Consider the following 15,069-nt stretch of genomic DNA (forward strand, 5'->3'; position numbering starts at 1 on the left):
AAAGCAATGGCAATCCACAATCGTGCAGGTCAACCTGCACAACAGAGTGATTTGATTAACGTCGCCCAACTGACGGCGCAATATTATGTACTGAAACCAGAAGCAGGGAATGCGGAGCACGCGGTGAAATTCGGTACTTCCGGTCACCGTGGCAGTGCAGCGCGCCACAGCTTTAACGAGCCGCACATTCTGGCGATCGCTCAGGCAATTGCTGAAGAACGTGCGAAAAACGGCATCACTGGCCCTTGCTATGTGGGTAAAGATACTCACGCCCTGTCCGAACCTGCGTTCATTTCCGTACTGGAAGTGCTGGCAGCGAACGGTGTAGACGTTATTGTGCAGGAAAACAATGGTTTCACCCCGACGCCTGCCGTTTCCAATGCCATTCTGGTTCACAATAAAAAAGGTGGCCCGCTGGCAGACGGTATCGTGATTACGCCGTCCCATAACCCGCCGGAAGATGGTGGTATCAAGTACAATCCGCCAAATGGTGGCCCGGCTGATACCAACGTCACTAAAGTGGTGGAAGACAGGGCCAACGCACTGCTGGCTGATGGCCTGAAAGGCGTGAAGCGTATCTCCCTCGACGAAGCGATGGCATCCGGTCATGTGAAAGAGCAGGATCTGGTGCAGCCGTTTGTGGAAGGTCTGGCTGATATCGTTGATATGGCGGCGATTCAGAAAGCTGGCCTGACGCTGGGCGTTGATCCGCTGGGCGGTTCCGGTATCGAATACTGGAAGCGCATTGGCGAGTATTACAACCTCAACCTGACCATCGTTAACGATCAGGTCGATCAAACCTTCCGCTTTATGCACCTCGATAAAGACGGCGCGATCCGTATGGACTGCTCCTCCGAGTGTGCGATGGCGGGTCTACTGGCGCTGCGTGATAAGTTCGACCTGGCGTTTGCTAACGACCCGGATTATGACCGTCACGGCATCGTAACTCCGGCTGGTTTGATGAATCCGAACCACTACCTGGCGGTGGCGATCAACTACCTGTTCCAGCATCGTCCGCAGTGGGGCAAAGATGTTGCCGTCGGTAAAACGCTGGTTTCTTCTGCGATGATCGACCGCGTGGTCAACGATTTGGGTCGCAAGCTGGTGGAAGTACCGGTAGGCTTCAAATGGTTTGTTGATGGTCTGTTCGACGGCAGCTTCGGCTTTGGCGGCGAAGAAAGCGCGGGGGCTTCCTTCCTGCGTTTCGACGGCACGCCGTGGTCGACCGATAAAGACGGCATCATCATGTGTCTGCTGGCTGCGGAAATTACCGCAGTCACCGGTAAGAACCCGCAGGAACACTACAACGAACTGGCGAAACGCTTTGGTGCGCCGAGCTACAACCGTTTGCAGGCAGCTGCGACTTCCGCGCAAAAAGCGGCGCTGTCTAAGCTGTCTCCGGAAATGGTGAGCGCCAGCACCCTGGCAGGCGACCCGATTACGGCACGTCTGACCGCAGCGCCTGGCAACGGTGCTTCTATCGGTGGCCTGAAAGTGATGACCGACAACGGCTGGTTCGCCGCGCGTCCGTCAGGCACGGAAGACGCATACAAGATCTACTGCGAAAGCTTCCTTGGTGAAGAACATCGTAAGCAGATCGAGAAAGAAGCGGTTGAGATTGTTAGCGAAGTTCTGAAAAACGCGTAAACACATTAAATAAGAAAAGGGCGGTCGGAAGAGCGCCCTTTTTACTTATGACTGCCTGATGCGCTACGCTTATCAGGCCTACGAGGATAGTGCAATATATTGAATTTTCGCGATTTTGTGGGCTGGATAAGGCGCTTGCGCCACCTGCGGCATGAACAACGAGCACTTTGTTAATAATCCCAAAGGGCGATCATTCGATCGCCCTTTTTTACTTCGCTTTATTAACCGTGTTTATTTTTCAGTTCAAAGCGGGGTGATACCAGACCATACAGTGTCCAGCCGAGGAAGGTCACGATGGAGCCATACAGCATGGCCTCTTCCCCAGACGAGTACAGCGCATAGAAGCTGTACATTGCACCAATAAAGGCAACAAAGTTAGCCACTTTCGCTTTAGCAGCCGGAACATTAGCTGCTTTCTGGATGATCACCAGTGCCGCCATCGACAGAATATACGGGATGATATTGGTCACCACGGCCAGGTTAACCAACACGTTGAACTGGCTGTTCAGCGACGGGCTAATGGTCATCAGCGATAATCCACTCTGGATAATCACAATGGTCAACATTCCCTGAACCGGTGCATCCACTTTGGTTACACGAGAGAAAATTTTCGGGAAGTACCCTTCATCGGCAGAAGATTTAAACACCTGGGCAATGGTGAACTGCCAGCCGAGCAATGAACCGCAGCAGGACATCACCATCAACGCCATAATCACTTTACCGACTTCTGGCGTGAACATCTGTGCGAAGGCCAGACCAAACGGTGCCGTTGAATTTGCCAGCTCCATATTTGGCACAATCCCGGCAATAACGTTAGTAGAGACGATATAAATTACTGCCGCACCCAACGTACCGCCAAGAACAGCAATTGGCACGTTACGTTCCGGGTTTTCTACCACTTCAGCGTTCGCACAGGCCGATTCCAGACCGAGAAAAGCCCACAATGTCATGGCGATGGAAGAACCAACCGCGCTAAAGAACGGCGCATGATGCGGGTTCCAGGAGTCGGCGTAAAGCGTCGGGCTGAACCAGAACCAGCCGATAATGCACAGGCCAATTACCGGAATAATGACACCCCACACGGTAATGCTACTGATCTGCCCGGTAATGCGTGCACCACCAAAGTTAGCCACGGTACATACCCACAGCACAGCAATAGTGGCAAGACCAATCTGAACAGGCGAAAGGGTTGTGTCAAACAACTCAGTACCGTAGCCAACGGCGGAAATAGCGATGGCGACATTGGCAATCAGCAGTGACACACCGTAGGTATAGTTCGCCATGAAGTTACCGGATTTACCGAAGGCATATTCGGCATAACCCCCCATACCACCTGATTTACGGCTATACATACCGCATTTTGCAAAGGCCCAGGCCAGCGCCATTGATCCTACAGCCGTCACTAGCCAGGAGATAATCGAGATCGTCCCGACTTCGGCTAGTTTGGTCGGCAGCATAATGATGCCGGAACCCATCATGTTGACCATCGTCAGTATGGTTAACTGCACGACGCCCATTTTATTCGCTTTAGCCTGACTCATAATTTTTCTCCCTTCAGCAGGGCGCTTTGTGCTTCGCTTGATTTGATGACATAGCACCAGACCTGTTTGCGACCGTCATGTTCTTCGATGTAGACCCCCTGTAATTCCGGCGCAAAACCTGGCAGCAGGTTAATGCCTTCTTCCAGGGCAATGAAGTAACGCAGAACTGCACCGCCCCAGACTTCACCCGGAACAACACACAGCACGCCCGGAGGATAAGGCAGGGCACCTTCGGCTGCGATACGCCCTTCTGCATCCGGCAGACGAACCAGTTCCACCTCACCGCGTAAGTAGGCGTAGTTAGCTTCTTGTGGATTCATGCTGACGCGAGGGAAGTGTTCCTTACGGAACATCTCTTTTTGCAGTTGTTTCACGTTATGATGGGCATACAGGTCGTGCATTTCCTGGCACAACTGACGCAGGGTATAACCGGCGTAACGGGCTTCATGCTGTTTGTAAATGGAAGGCAGTACGTCCGCCAGAGGCGCATCATCTTCCAGCAGTTTTTCGAAACGTACCAGCAGGGCGACAAGCTGCTGTAGTTTGGCCATATCTTCTGCCGGAGTCAGCAGGAACAAAATGGAGTTAAGGTCGCATTTTTCTGGAACGACACCATTTTCACGCAGGAAGTTAGCGAGAATGGTTGCAGGAACACCGAATGCCTCATATTCGCCGTTACGTGCATCAATGCCTGGGGTAGTCAGTAGCAGCTTGCACGGATCGACAAAATATTGGTTTTCTGCGTAGCCTTCAAAAGAGTGCCAGTGTTCTCCTGGTACAAACTGGAAGAAACGCAGGTCATTGGCAATTTCAGCGGTGGGATATGACTGCCATGGCTTGCCATCCACCAGTTCAGGAACGAACGGACGAATATGCTGACAGTTTTCAAGGATCAGTTTGCGGGCATCAATGCCATTCGCCACGCAGTCCATCCACATATTGCGACCGCTTACGCCTTCATGCATTTTAGCGTTGACGTCCAGTGCCGCGAACAGCGGATAGAACGGGCTGGTAGAGGCATGCATCATAAAGGCATTGTTCATGCGTTTATGCGGTACATAACGCTTTTGCCCCTTGATATGGCTGTCTTTTTTATGAATTTGTGATGTCTGGGAAAAACCCGCCTGCTGTTTATGGACTGACTGCGTAACCAGAATGCCCGGATCGTTTTCATTAAGCTCCAGCAGCAGCGGTGAACAGTCGGCCATCATCGGGATAAACTGCTCGTAGCCGACCCATGCGGAGTCAAACAGAATGTAGTCACACAGATGACCAATTTTATCCACTACCTGACGGGCGTTATAAATTGTACCGTCGTAGGTGCCTAACTGAATAACCGCGAGGCGGAACGGACGAGCCTCTTTTGCCCGCTGCGGTGCGACTTCTGCAATCAGTTCGCGCAGGTAATTTTCTTCGAAGCAGTGCGCATCAATGCCACCGATAAAGCCATACGGGTTGCGTGCTGTTTCCAGATAAACCGGTGTTGCACCAGCCTGTAGCAACGCCCCGTGGTGATTAGATTTATGGTTATTGCGGTCAAACAGCACCAGGTCGCCCGGTGTCAGCAGTGCGTTTAATACCACTTTGTTTGAAGAGGAGGTGCCGTTTAAAACGAAGTAGGTTTTATCGGCATTAAACACTTTTGCTGCGTGTTGTTGTGCGATACACGGTGCGCCTTCATGAATCAGCAGGTCACCCATTGCCACGTCGGCGTTGCACAAGTCAGAACGGAAAAGAGTTTCACCAAAATACTCTACAAACTGGTTACCTGCCGGATGGCGACGGAAAAATTCGCCGCCCTGATGACCGGGGCAATCAAATGCGTTGTTACCCTGATTGACATAATCGACCAGGGCGCGGAAGAAAGGTGGGCGTAACTGGGTTTCATAATGACTGGCAGCGGTTTCTAACTGGCGACCATAAAACGTTTTCCGCGCTTCGCAATGTTCGAAGACACCCGAAATACGTGACAGGTATTTTGCAGGCACATGTTCTTCATTTTCCGTGGCAATAAATACAGGAATGCCATAGCCAGTAGCGTCTATTTCATCGAGTTTTCCACGTTCAACATCATCGACCGATAAAACAATGGCAGCAACGTCAATATAATTAGTTTCTTCAATATTCACGCATACACGATGAGTGGAAAAGTAATTCTGGCAAGAACGACTAACGGCAATTTTTAATTCTGACATTTTTCATCTCTTTATTTCAGGTAATAGCAGGTCCTCAATTTCTCAAAAGAGAAATTGATAACGACGGAAAAAAGCAAAACATCACCCCTGATAAATAAATCAGTAGGTTGCTTTTTGTAGATGCAATAACCCGACCAGCCCGGTAACTGGCAATACTCTACCTGTCCAGATTGCGACGTAGCGATCTGAATTAATAAGGGTATAAAAGGGTTAGCAATGTATGAGCACCAGGGATACAGGTATTAACCTGTGATGCTTAAAGACAGGGAGACCTGTATTTTGAGGTGCCCTTTAGTCAGAAGACTAGCGGGCATTAAAGAAATGAAAGTCAAAGCTATTGCGATGGGAAAACTTCATAATATGAGTTGTTCGCCTTATATGGGGCATTGCACGGTTATTATTTTCCATTTTCCTTTACCTTTTTCTGTATCAGTTGAAGGTAAAATTATTCTATCCAGGAAATGTCTCTAATCTATGAAGAAGATCAAAAAAATGGTCAAACTAAAAGTTGTTAATCATAAAGTATGGACGGTGCAAAACAGAATGTTGCTTTGTTTTTTGATTTTGTAATTTAATTGTTTATGTTTCGTTAATGCATTAACCCTGCTGAATAATAATGTCTCAGCAGGGCTAATTTTAAAATAATAATTCTTTTAGAAGTGTAAAAAATGAATAAATATTCAAAGCATAAACCGATACCCAATACCGGTTTCAGTAATAAAATGGCGAGGCCGAGCCGGGTCTTGTTCCAGTTTTTGCCGCAGATGCCCCATATAAATCCGCAAATAGTGACTGTGTTCAACTGCGTTTGGTCCCCACACTTGGTTGAGTAACTGGCGCTGGGTGAGCACTTTTCCCGCATTATTGAGCAACACTGCCAGCAGGCGGAACTCAATCGGGGTGAGATGCACCTCTTCCTCACCGCGATGGATCACCCGAGCCGCTAAATCGACGGTAACATCAGAAAATTTCACCACCGGATCGGGCGCGGCGGTAGCTGAGTGGCGGCGTAAAGCGACGCGCAGACGCGCCTGCAATTCGCCAATGCCAAACGGTTTACTCAGGTAATCATCAGCTCCGGCATCCAGCGCGGCGATTTTATCGCTCTCTTCACTACGTGCGGAAAGCACAATCACCGGCACTACGCTCCACTGGCGCAGGTCGCGGATAAACTCAATCCCATCGCCATCGGGCAGACCGAGATCGAGAATAATCAAATCCGGCTTGCGGGTTGCCGCTTCCAGCAAGCCGCGTTGCAGCGTTTCGGCCTCAAAGACGCGCATACCGTCGCCCTCCAGCGCCGTGCGCAGAAAGCGACGAATAGCCTGTTCATCTTCAACAATCAGAACGTTTGTCACATATCCTCATGAAATTCTTCAAGTTCAGGGGCAGTTTGCTGGGGAAGTGTAACACGAAAACAGGCACCACCTTCCGGTCGGTTGAACGCGGTAATGGTGCCGCCGTGTACATCCACAATCGCCCGACAAATTGCCAGCCCAAGCCCGACGCCCGGTACTGCCGACTCCTTATTTCCGCGAGCAAACTTATCGAATATCGTCTGCTCCTGGCCTGGCGGAAGACCGGGGCCGTTATCCCAGACATCCAGTTGTAGATTTTCGCCCTCAACGTGGGCATCGATACCAATTTCGGCCTGTGCGCCCGCGTATTTCACCGCGTTCTCCAGCAGATTAATCAGCAACCGTTCAAAGAGTGGCCCGTCAACGAGGATTAAAGTCAGCGGTTCTGGCAATGACAGGTTGATGGGCGATGATAAACCCGGTTCCAGCATTTGCAGCGCGCTGCCGACCACTTCTTCCAGCGTTAACCACTCTTTCTTCAAATTAAAGCCGCCGGACTGAATTCGCGCCATATCGAGTAAATTATTCACCAGGCGGGTGGTGTTCAGCACATGCTGGCGAATCTCGCTGGCCTGACGGGCGTGCGGAGAACCTTCACTCGCCAGATCGAGCGTTAAGATTTCAGCCTGACCAAACAGCACCGTAAGCGGAGTGCGTAAATCATGCGAAAGCGCCGCCAGCAGGGCGTTGCGGATCTGTTCACGTTCGCTTGCCATCCGCGCCTGTTCTTCACTGGCGGTCAGCGTCAGCCGCTCAAGCGCATTGGCGACTAACAGCGTAAACGTCTCCAGCAGGCGCTGCTGTTCCGGGATCATCAACTGGCGCAGATTACCCGGTTCCACCACCACCAGCCCGTAGGTTTTCTCACCGCTTTTTAACGGCAAAATCTGGTACGGTACACCGGGTAACGTGTCGGTGCCCGCACCCGCAGGCAGGCCTTTATCAAAACTCCACTGCGCGATAGCATCGTCCCACGGCGTCATTCCTTGCGGATGTGTTAACGGCTGCAATTTACCGTTGTCATCGGGTAACAGCACCTGACTGCGGGCATGAAACGTGGAGGCAATAAATTGTTCGCTGGTGGCGGCGATGTCCTGCGGACTGCGGCCCACCGCCAGAGCTTTCGACATTTCATATAAGTGCCGCGTGCGTTGCTCGCGGTAACGGGCTACCCGCGCCTGATAACGCACGCCAGCAGTAAGGTTCCCGATCACCAGCCCGACAGTTAACATCACCGCGAAGGTCAGCAGGTATTGCACATCAGAGACGGCGAGCGTGCCGCGTGGGGCGATAAAAAAGAGATCGAAACTCACCACATTAATGACAGTAGCAACTACCGAAGGCCAGCGTCCATAAAATAGCGCCACCACCACCACGCCAAGCAGATACAGCATCACCAGGTTGGCGGCATCAAACGCCATCAGCCACTGCATGGCAATTAGGGTGATAACGGCGCATAACGCGGCGGCAACCACGCATCCCTGAATCTGTACCCGCCACTTGTCTTTAAAAGAGCGGCTATCTGGCGCGTTATTAAGAGTGCGGGCAGGCGGTTCATCAAGCGCGACCAGCACCTGATCGAGATCGGGGGCGATGCGCGCCAGTCGGTCAGCAAAAGTTTCCCGACGCCACCAGCGGCGCGAGGCCGGGCGACCGAGAATAATCTTGCCGAGATTATGTTCACGGGCATAACGCACTACGGCTTTTTCTTCCGCTGGATCAGAAAGTGTTGCCGTCTCTGCGCCCAGCTCCTGCGCCAGACGTAAGGCGCTGAGAATTGCCCGACGTTTTTTCTCCGGTAAGCGGTGCAGGGCAGGGGTTTCAACATACACCGCGTGCCAGACGCTCCCCAGCCTTGACGCCAGCCGCGCCGCCGCACGAACCAGTTTTTCGCTGCCCGTGTTATGCCCGATGCATAAAAGGATCGCGTCGCGCGTGTGCCAGACTTTTTCTTCGCCAGGATGCCCCCGCCAGGCGCGCATTTGCTCATCAACGCGATCGGCAGTACGGCGCAGTGCCAGTTCGCGCAGGGCGATCAGATTGCCTTTGCGGAAAAAATGTTCAATGGCGCGCTCCGCCTGCCCGGCAATGTAGACTTTGCCTTCTTTCAGCCGTTGACGCAGATCGTCCGGGGGCAAGTCCACCAGAACTACGTCGTCGGCGGCATCGAAAAAAGGATCGGGCACGGTTTCCCGTACCTGAATTCCGGTGACGCCACTGACTACATCGTTCAGGCTTTCCAGATGTTGAACGTTGACGGTTGTGAAAACATCAATGCCAGCTTCCAGCAGCTCTTCGATGTCCTGCCAGCGTTTGGGATGATGGGAACATGGCGCATTACTGTGCGCCAGTTCGTCCATTAATATCAGCGCCGGACGGCGGGCGAGGGCAGCATCGAGATCAAACTCGCTGATGTGCCGCCCACGGTACGCCTGGCGTTTTAGCGGCAGAACAGCCAGCCCTTCCAGCATTGCGGCAGTATCTTTCCGACCGTGGGTTTCTACCACGCCAACCACAATATCCAGCCCTTGCGCCCGCAGTCGCTGGGCTTCTGCCAGCATCGCCCAGGTCTTCCCGACGCCTGCGCAGGCACCGAAGAAAACTTTTAGCTTCCCCCGATGCGGCGCGGCAGTTTGTTCCAGCAGACGGTCGGGATCGGGACGTAAGGGTTCGTTATTCATCAAGCTTATCCAGCGCCAGATTGAGTTCGACAATATTGACGACCGGCTGGCCGATATATTTCACCAGCGGTTGTTGGCTGTATTTTGCGATCAGCTGCGTGAGCTGTTCAACGCTGAGATTACGCGCTTTCGCCACGCGTGGGATCTGCCAGACCGCCGCTTGCGGGGTAATGTTATTGTCCAGCCCGCTTGCCGACGCCGTCACCAGTTCAACCGGAACGCTCGTGCTGGCATCAGGGTTAGCGGCCCGTAATGCAGCAACGCGTGCAGCTATTAGTTTATCCAGCTCAGGGTTACTGGCCGCCAGATTGCTCCCGCCAGAAGCCTGTGGATTATAGGGCATTTCTGCCGTTGCTGATGGGCGACCATGAAAATAGCCGTTGCCGGTAAAACTCTGCCCGATTAATGCCGAGCCGCGCACCATATCTCCTTCACGAATCAACGAACCGTTGGCCTGCCAGGGAAACCACCATTGCCCCAGCGCGGTGGTCAGCAGCGGGTAAACACCGCCGGTAATCAATAACAGAAAGAGAAATGTCGATAATGCCGGACGTAATCCACTCATGGTAACCCTCACACCAGACCGCAAACGGTCAGCAGTAAATCAATCACTTTGATACCGATAAACGGCACCAGCAGCCCACCCAGACCGTAAATCCATAAGTTACGGCGCAACATGGCAGAAGCGGTAAGCGGTTTATAACTCACGCCTTTTAACGCCAGAGGAATCAAAAAGACGATAATCAAGGCGTTGAAAATCACCGCACTGAGAATGGCAGAGTCGGGCGAATGCAGGCGCATGATATTCAGCGCATTTAACTGCGGATACGTTGCCGCGAACGCCGCCGGGATAATGGCGAAGTATTTCGCCACATCGTTGGCAATGCTGAAGGTGGTAAGTGAGCCACGGGTCATCAGCATCTGTTTGCCAATATGTACCACCTCGATCAACTTGGTCGGGTTGGAGTCGAGATCCACCATATTGCCCGCTTCTTTCGCCGCCTGAGTACCAGAGTTCATTGCTACCGCAACATCAGCCTGCGCCAGCGCCGGAGCATCGTTGGTGCCGTCGCCTGTCATCGCCACTAAACGGCCTTCCGCCTGATACTGACGAATCAACGCCAGCTTGGCTTCTGGTGTCGCTTCGGCGAGGAAATCATCGACGCCCGCTTCCGCAGCAATCGCGGCGGCAGTCAGACGGTTATCGCCGGTAATCATCACCGTTTTAATGCCCATTTTGCGCAGTTGGGCGAAACGCTCTTTAATGCCGCCTTTGACGATATCTTTCAGCGCAATAACGCCCAGCACGCGGGAACCTTCTACCACCACCAGCGGCGTGGCACCCTGACGCGCAACGTTATCAACTTTTTGATCGACATCGGCAGGGAAGTGAGCACCGTTAGCTTCAACATGGCGGCGAATGGCATCGACAGAACCTTTACGGATCATACGGTTGTCGATGTTGATCCCACTCATCCGGCTTTGCGCAGTAAACGGCACAAAGGTAGCGTGAAGTGACTGCACATCGCGCTCGCGCAGGTTAAAACGCTGCTTGGCGAGGATCACAATACTGCGGCCTTCCGGCGTTTCGTCGGCCAGCGAAGCCAGTTGTGCGGCATCGGCCAGCGTTTTTTCTTCTACGCCCTGCGCGGGGATAAACTCCGACGCCTGTCGGTTACCTAGCGTGATGGTGCCGGTTTTATCCAGCAGCAGAACGTCAACGTCGCCCGCTGCTTCAACGGCACGTCCGCTGGTGGCGATAACATTTGCGCCCAGCATCCGGCTCATCCCGGCGACGCCGATCGCTGACAACAGGCCGCCAATAGTGGTTGGGATCAGACAGACCAGCAGCGCCACCAGTACTGTCACGCTGACCGCGTTGCCGCCCCAGGCGGTAAATGGCCACAGCGTTGCGGTTGCCAGTAAAAAGACGATAGTCAGGGCAATCAGCAGGATGGTCAGGGCAATCTCGTTCGGCGTTTTGCGTCGCTGTGCGCCTTCCACCATCGCGATCATCCGATCCAGAAACGTCTCGCCGGGGTTAACGCTGCACTCAATCACCAGCCAGTCAGAAAGAATTCGCGTGCCGCCAGTGACGGAGGCAAAATCGCCGCCGGATTCACGGATCACCGGTGCTGATTCCCCGGTGATGGCGCTCTCATCGACCGACGCGCCACCTTCAATAACTTCACCATCGCAGGGGATGATATCGCCTGCCTCTACCAGCACGATGTCGCCTTTACGCAGTTGATCGGCGGGAACTTTGTCCGCCGCAGCGCCATATTTCGGCTCGCGCAGCTTGCGGGCAAAGGCGGTTTTTTTGACCCCTTTCAGACTGTTGGCCTGCGCTTTACTGCGGCCTTCTGCCAGCGCCTCGGCGAAATTAGCGAACAGCACGGTGACCCACAACCAGCCACTAATTGCCGCACTAAACAGCGCATTGCCAGGCATCGCACCGCTTGCTATCGCGATGCTAATAGCGGTGGTCAGCAGACTGCCGATCCAGACGATAAACATCACCGGATTGCGCCATTGCGCCTGCGGGCTTAATTTTTTAACCGCTTCTTTCAGCGCCTGAACGACAAGTGTTGGTTCGAATAGCGCCAGTTGTTTACGACTCATATTCAGTGCTCACTCAATATCATCAAGAGAGATACTCCGCCACCGGACCAAGCGCCAGGGCAGGGATAAAGGTCAGTGCGCCAACCAGCAACACGGTGCCGATTAACAGGCCAACAAACAGCGGGCCGTGCGTTGGCAATGTGCCGGAGCTGGCGGGTTGGCTCTTTTTACTCACCAGCGAACCAGCAATCGCCATCACCGGGATAATCACCCCGAAGCGACCGACAAACATGCAGAACGCCAGTAAACAGTTCCAGAACGGAGAGTTGGCGCTTAACCCGGCAAAGGCGCTGCCGTTGTTATTAGCGGCGGACGACACGGCATACAGCACTTCGCTAAAACCATGCGGTCCAGGGTTGAGCATGGCGCTACGTCCGGCGTCGGTCATCATCGCCAGCGCCGCGCCCATCAACACCAGCGTCGGGGTGACCAGAATCGCCAGCGCGGTCAGTTTCATCTCGCGCACGTCGATCTTTTTACCCAGATATTCCGGTGTACGACCAATCATCAGCCCGGCAATAAACACCGCCAGCAGGACGAACAGCATCATGCCGTAAAGACCGGAACCAACGCCGCCGAATACCACTTCACCAATCTGCATCAGCCACATCGGCACCATGCCGCCGAGAGCAGTAAACGAATCATGCATCGCAATCACCGCACCGCAGGAAGCCGCCGTGGTCACAACCGCAAACAGGCTACTGACCAGCACGCCAAAACGGCTCTCTTTACCTTCCATATTGATGTTGCTGTCCGCGCCGAGCGCCAGCAGATGCGGATTACCCTGAACTTCTGCCCACATCACCACGCCTACGCAGATGACAAAAATCACCGACATCGCCCACAGCAACATGCGTCCCTGGCGGCGATCGCCCGCCACTTCGCCAAAGGCAAAGCACAGTGCTGTTGGGATCCAGAAGATCGCCAGCATTTGCACGAAGTTGGTCAGTGCTGTCGGGTTTTCAAACGGATGTGACGAGTTGGCATTAAAGAAACCACCGCCATTAGTGCCGAGCATCTTAATAGCTTCCTGAGAAGCCACCGGCCCCATCGGTAACAGTTGTTGTGCTCCTTCAATGGTCGTCACAGCCTGATAGGGCAGAAAGTTTTGCAGCGCACCTTGTTGAATAAAAAACAGTGTGATCAACAACGCCACAGGGGCTAACACCCATAACGTGATGCGTAGCAGATCGACCCAGGCATTACCGAGCGTGCTCATGCTCTGGCGGGTAAACGCGCGGATAAGGGCAAAAATCACCGCAATCCCGCTGGCGGCAGAAAGAAAGTTTTGTACCGTTAAGCCCGCCATTTGGCTGAAATAACTCAACGTGGTTTCACCGCTGTAAGATTGCCAGTTGGTATTAGTCACAAAGCTGACGGCAGTATTCAGCGCCAGATCCCACGACAGCCCCGGCAGCTGCTGCGGATTAAGCGGCAGATAATGCTGACCGAGCAACATAAAATACAGTAGCGCCAGCCCCAGCATATTCAGACAGAGAATGGCAGAGAGATACTGCTTCCAGTTCATCTCGCGACCAGAGACGCCAAGTGCGCGAAAGAGTACGCGCTCAACGCTCGCCGTACCGGGAAGAGGAATATCATTAATCAGCCGCGCCAGCCCGCTGCCTAAAGGGCGCGCCAGCACCATCAGCACCAGCAAAAACGTGGCGATCAGTAAGAACCCTTGCGCAGCCATCAAAACGCCTCCGCATTGATCAGGGCATAAACCAGATACCCCAGTAATAAAAACACCAGCAACACGCCGGTTATCACGCCTGCACTCACAGTGCACCTCCAGTGGCCTAAAAGTGATACCGGAAGGGTAGAGTTCTGGCTGCAAAGATTTCGCAAAAATCTGCGGGCGGGGTGTAAAAAAAGTATAAAAATGGCAAAGACCGTAATTTAACCAATGGTTAGTATTAATTTAACTTTCATGTAACTTAATTACGGAATGAATGTAAATAAACCATCAATAAGCAAAAATAAGTGGTCGGATGAGTAGTAAAATTACACAAAAGGCGGTACTATTTTCATCAGATAAACGAATTCATTTTTCCGGTGCTATTCACCGGGTAGATACAAAAGGGGGAGAAAAGTATGGAACTCTATAGAGAATATCCTGCATGGCTTATCTTTTTACGCCGTACTTATGCGGTTGCAGCGGGCGTTCTGGCGCTGCCTTTCATGCTTTTCTGGAAAGACCGCGCCCGCTTTTACAGCTACCTGCATCGCGTCTGGTCGAAAACCAGCGAGAAACCGGTGTGGATGGATCAGGCCGAAAAGGCAACCGGTGATTTTTATTGATTGCCTGCGCGTTTAAGCCAGCTTTGTACAGGGGGCTGGCTTAGGTGTTTTGCATCAACGGATTCCATGTTAATTACCATGGAAGGAGCTTTCCATAGCGTTGTTCATTTCATCACTGTTTTAGCATCAAGTTTCGATAGTAGCCTTTCAAAGGACAACTCAGGATGCGGTCACCTTTCTTCTCGCTCTAAGCGACTACATCGTCAGAAATCTTCAGTTAGGTTGCATACTCCATTACACACTTTCTTGAAACTTCAGGGTAAAATGAGAAAGCTGCCATCACTTTTGCTCATTCCAGCATCTAAATAAATTCCGAATTTTGCTATTAATATCGCTACCGCAATAAAAACAGATAGTAAAGAGAGTAATATATACTTTATTGATATATTAAGAATAATTTATTGTTAACATATCTAATGCGATAAGGTGTATTGCTGTTAACAAAAAGCTTCAAGATTTATAGTTGATAATTAAAATACACCAGATATTTCTGCTTTTTATATGTAAGATGCAATTTTATAAGGGAGCCATTTTTTATGGAGGCGGTAGTGTGTTTGTTACTAGTGGTTTTATTTGTGTGGTGAATATATTGAGGTTGTTAAAGACATAACGATATGTCAGTTCAGGTCGTTTTAATTATCTGGAAGAATAAAATGAGCGGCAAAGCGGCGATAGATATCACCTTTATGTCTAAAAAATAAATCACAACTATCCTTCAATA

At 52.1% G+C, this 15,069-nt stretch carries 11 protein-coding genes and 1 pseudogene; 2 read left to right on the plus strand and 10 right to left on the minus strand.

The window, feature by feature from the left end; genetic code table 11:
* Positions 1-6 precede the first annotated feature (6 nt).
* Positions 7-1,647, plus strand: a complete 1,641-nt coding sequence (pgm, locus tag HEM79_RS06265; RefSeq protein ID WP_001297249.1) for a phosphoglucomutase (alpha-D-glucose-1,6-bisphosphate-dependent) — start codon at positions 7-9, stop codon at positions 1,645-1,647.
* Between the two features lie 221 nt (positions 1,648-1,868).
* Here the strand turns inward: pgm and potE are convergent, their stop codons facing one another.
* From potE to kdpF, 10 genes and pseudogenes are all read right to left on the minus strand, one after another.
* Positions 1,869-3,188, minus strand: a complete 1,320-nt coding sequence (gene potE / locus HEM79_RS06270) for a putrescine-ornithine antiporter (RefSeq protein WP_000075810.1) — start codon at positions 3,186-3,188, stop codon at positions 1,869-1,871.
* Positions 3,185-5,383, minus strand: a complete 2,199-nt coding sequence (speF, locus tag HEM79_RS06275) for an ornithine decarboxylase SpeF (RefSeq protein WP_176242961.1) — start codon at positions 5,381-5,383, stop codon at positions 3,185-3,187. Before speF ends, potE begins: the two co-directional genes overlap by 4 nt.
* Positions 5,384-5,686: 303 nt before the next feature.
* A complete protein-coding gene (gene speFL, locus HEM79_RS06280) occupies positions 5,687-5,791 on the minus strand; it encodes a leader peptide SpeFL (RefSeq protein WP_107164369.1) in 105 nt (34 codons plus the stop codon).
* Positions 5,758-5,877 (minus strand): annotated as a pseudogene (locus HEM79_RS22985) (TonB-dependent receptor). Before HEM79_RS22985 ends, speFL begins: the two are co-directional and overlap by 34 nt.
* Before the next feature lie 186 nt (positions 5,878-6,063).
* On the minus strand, positions 6,064-6,741 hold the full coding sequence (gene kdpE / locus HEM79_RS06285; RefSeq protein ID WP_000186091.1) for a two-component system response regulator KdpE: 678 nt from the start codon (positions 6,739-6,741) through the stop codon (positions 6,064-6,066).
* On the minus strand, positions 6,738-9,422 hold the full coding sequence (kdpD, locus tag HEM79_RS06290) for a two-component system sensor histidine kinase KdpD (protein WP_176242960.1): 2,685 nt from the start codon (positions 9,420-9,422) through the stop codon (positions 6,738-6,740). The genes kdpE and kdpD overlap by 4 nt, the downstream gene beginning before the upstream one ends.
* Positions 9,415-9,987: a K(+)-transporting ATPase subunit C gene (kdpC, locus tag HEM79_RS06295; RefSeq protein WP_176242959.1), complete on the minus strand. Its 573-nt coding sequence runs from the start codon at positions 9,985-9,987 to the stop codon at positions 9,415-9,417. Before kdpC ends, kdpD begins: the two co-directional genes overlap by 8 nt.
* 8 nt (positions 9,988-9,995) lie before the next feature.
* Positions 9,996-12,044 carry a potassium-transporting ATPase subunit KdpB gene (gene kdpB, locus HEM79_RS06300; protein ID WP_176242958.1) on the minus strand — a complete coding sequence of 683 codons (2,049 nt, stop codon included), beginning with the start codon at positions 12,042-12,044 and terminating at the stop codon, positions 9,996-9,998.
* 22 nt (positions 12,045-12,066) lie between these two features.
* Positions 12,067-13,740 carry a potassium-transporting ATPase subunit KdpA gene (gene kdpA / locus HEM79_RS06305; protein WP_176242957.1) on the minus strand — a complete coding sequence of 558 codons (1,674 nt, stop codon included), beginning with the start codon at positions 13,738-13,740 and terminating at the stop codon, positions 12,067-12,069.
* Complete coding sequence (gene kdpF, locus HEM79_RS06310; RefSeq protein WP_001272653.1) at positions 13,740-13,829, minus strand: K(+)-transporting ATPase subunit F; 90 nt, start codon at positions 13,827-13,829, stop codon at positions 13,740-13,742. Before kdpF ends, kdpA begins: the two co-directional genes overlap by 1 nt.
* A 312-nt stretch (positions 13,830-14,141) precedes the next feature.
* Between kdpF and HEM79_RS06315 the strand changes: the two genes are divergently transcribed.
* A complete protein-coding gene (locus HEM79_RS06315; RefSeq protein WP_000424926.1) occupies positions 14,142-14,348 on the plus strand; it encodes a YbfA family protein in 207 nt (68 codons plus the stop codon).
* Positions 14,349-15,069: the final 721 nt, after the last annotated feature.

Origin of the sequence: Escherichia sp. 93.0816, from assembly GCF_013368855.2 — a bacterium.
GTDB lineage: Bacteria > Pseudomonadota > Gammaproteobacteria > Enterobacterales > Enterobacteriaceae > Escherichia > Escherichia ruysiae.

What these genes read in the sequence shown, in the direction of transcription:
- pgm (WP_001297249.1), top strand. Translation starts at nt 7, where the DNA reads ATGGCAATCCACAATCGTGCAGGTCAACCTGCACAACAGAGTGATTTG.
- potE (WP_000075810.1), bottom strand. Translation starts at nt 3,188, where the DNA reads ATGAGTCAGGCTAAAGCGAATAAAATGGGCGTCGTGCAGTTAACCATA.
- speF (WP_176242961.1), bottom strand. Translation starts at nt 5,383, where the DNA reads ATGTCAGAATTAAAAATTGCCGTTAGTCGTTCTTGCCAGAATTACTTT.
- speFL (WP_107164369.1), bottom strand. Translation starts at nt 5,791, where the DNA reads ATGGAAAATAATAACCGTGCAATGCCCCATATAAGGCGAACAACTCAT.
- kdpD (WP_176242960.1), bottom strand. Translation starts at nt 9,422, where the DNA reads ATGAATAACGAACCCTTACGTCCCGATCCCGACCGTCTGCTGGAACAA.
- kdpC (WP_176242959.1), bottom strand. Translation starts at nt 9,987, where the DNA reads ATGAGTGGATTACGTCCGGCATTATCGACATTTCTCTTTCTGTTATTG.
- kdpB (WP_176242958.1), bottom strand. Translation starts at nt 12,044, where the DNA reads ATGAGTCGTAAACAACTGGCGCTATTCGAACCAACACTTGTCGTTCAG.
- kdpA (WP_176242957.1), bottom strand. Translation starts at nt 13,740, where the DNA reads ATGGCTGCGCAAGGGTTCTTACTGATCGCCACGTTTTTGCTGGTGCTG.
- HEM79_RS06315 (WP_000424926.1), top strand. Translation starts at nt 14,142, where the DNA reads ATGGAACTCTATAGAGAATATCCTGCATGGCTTATCTTTTTACGCCGT.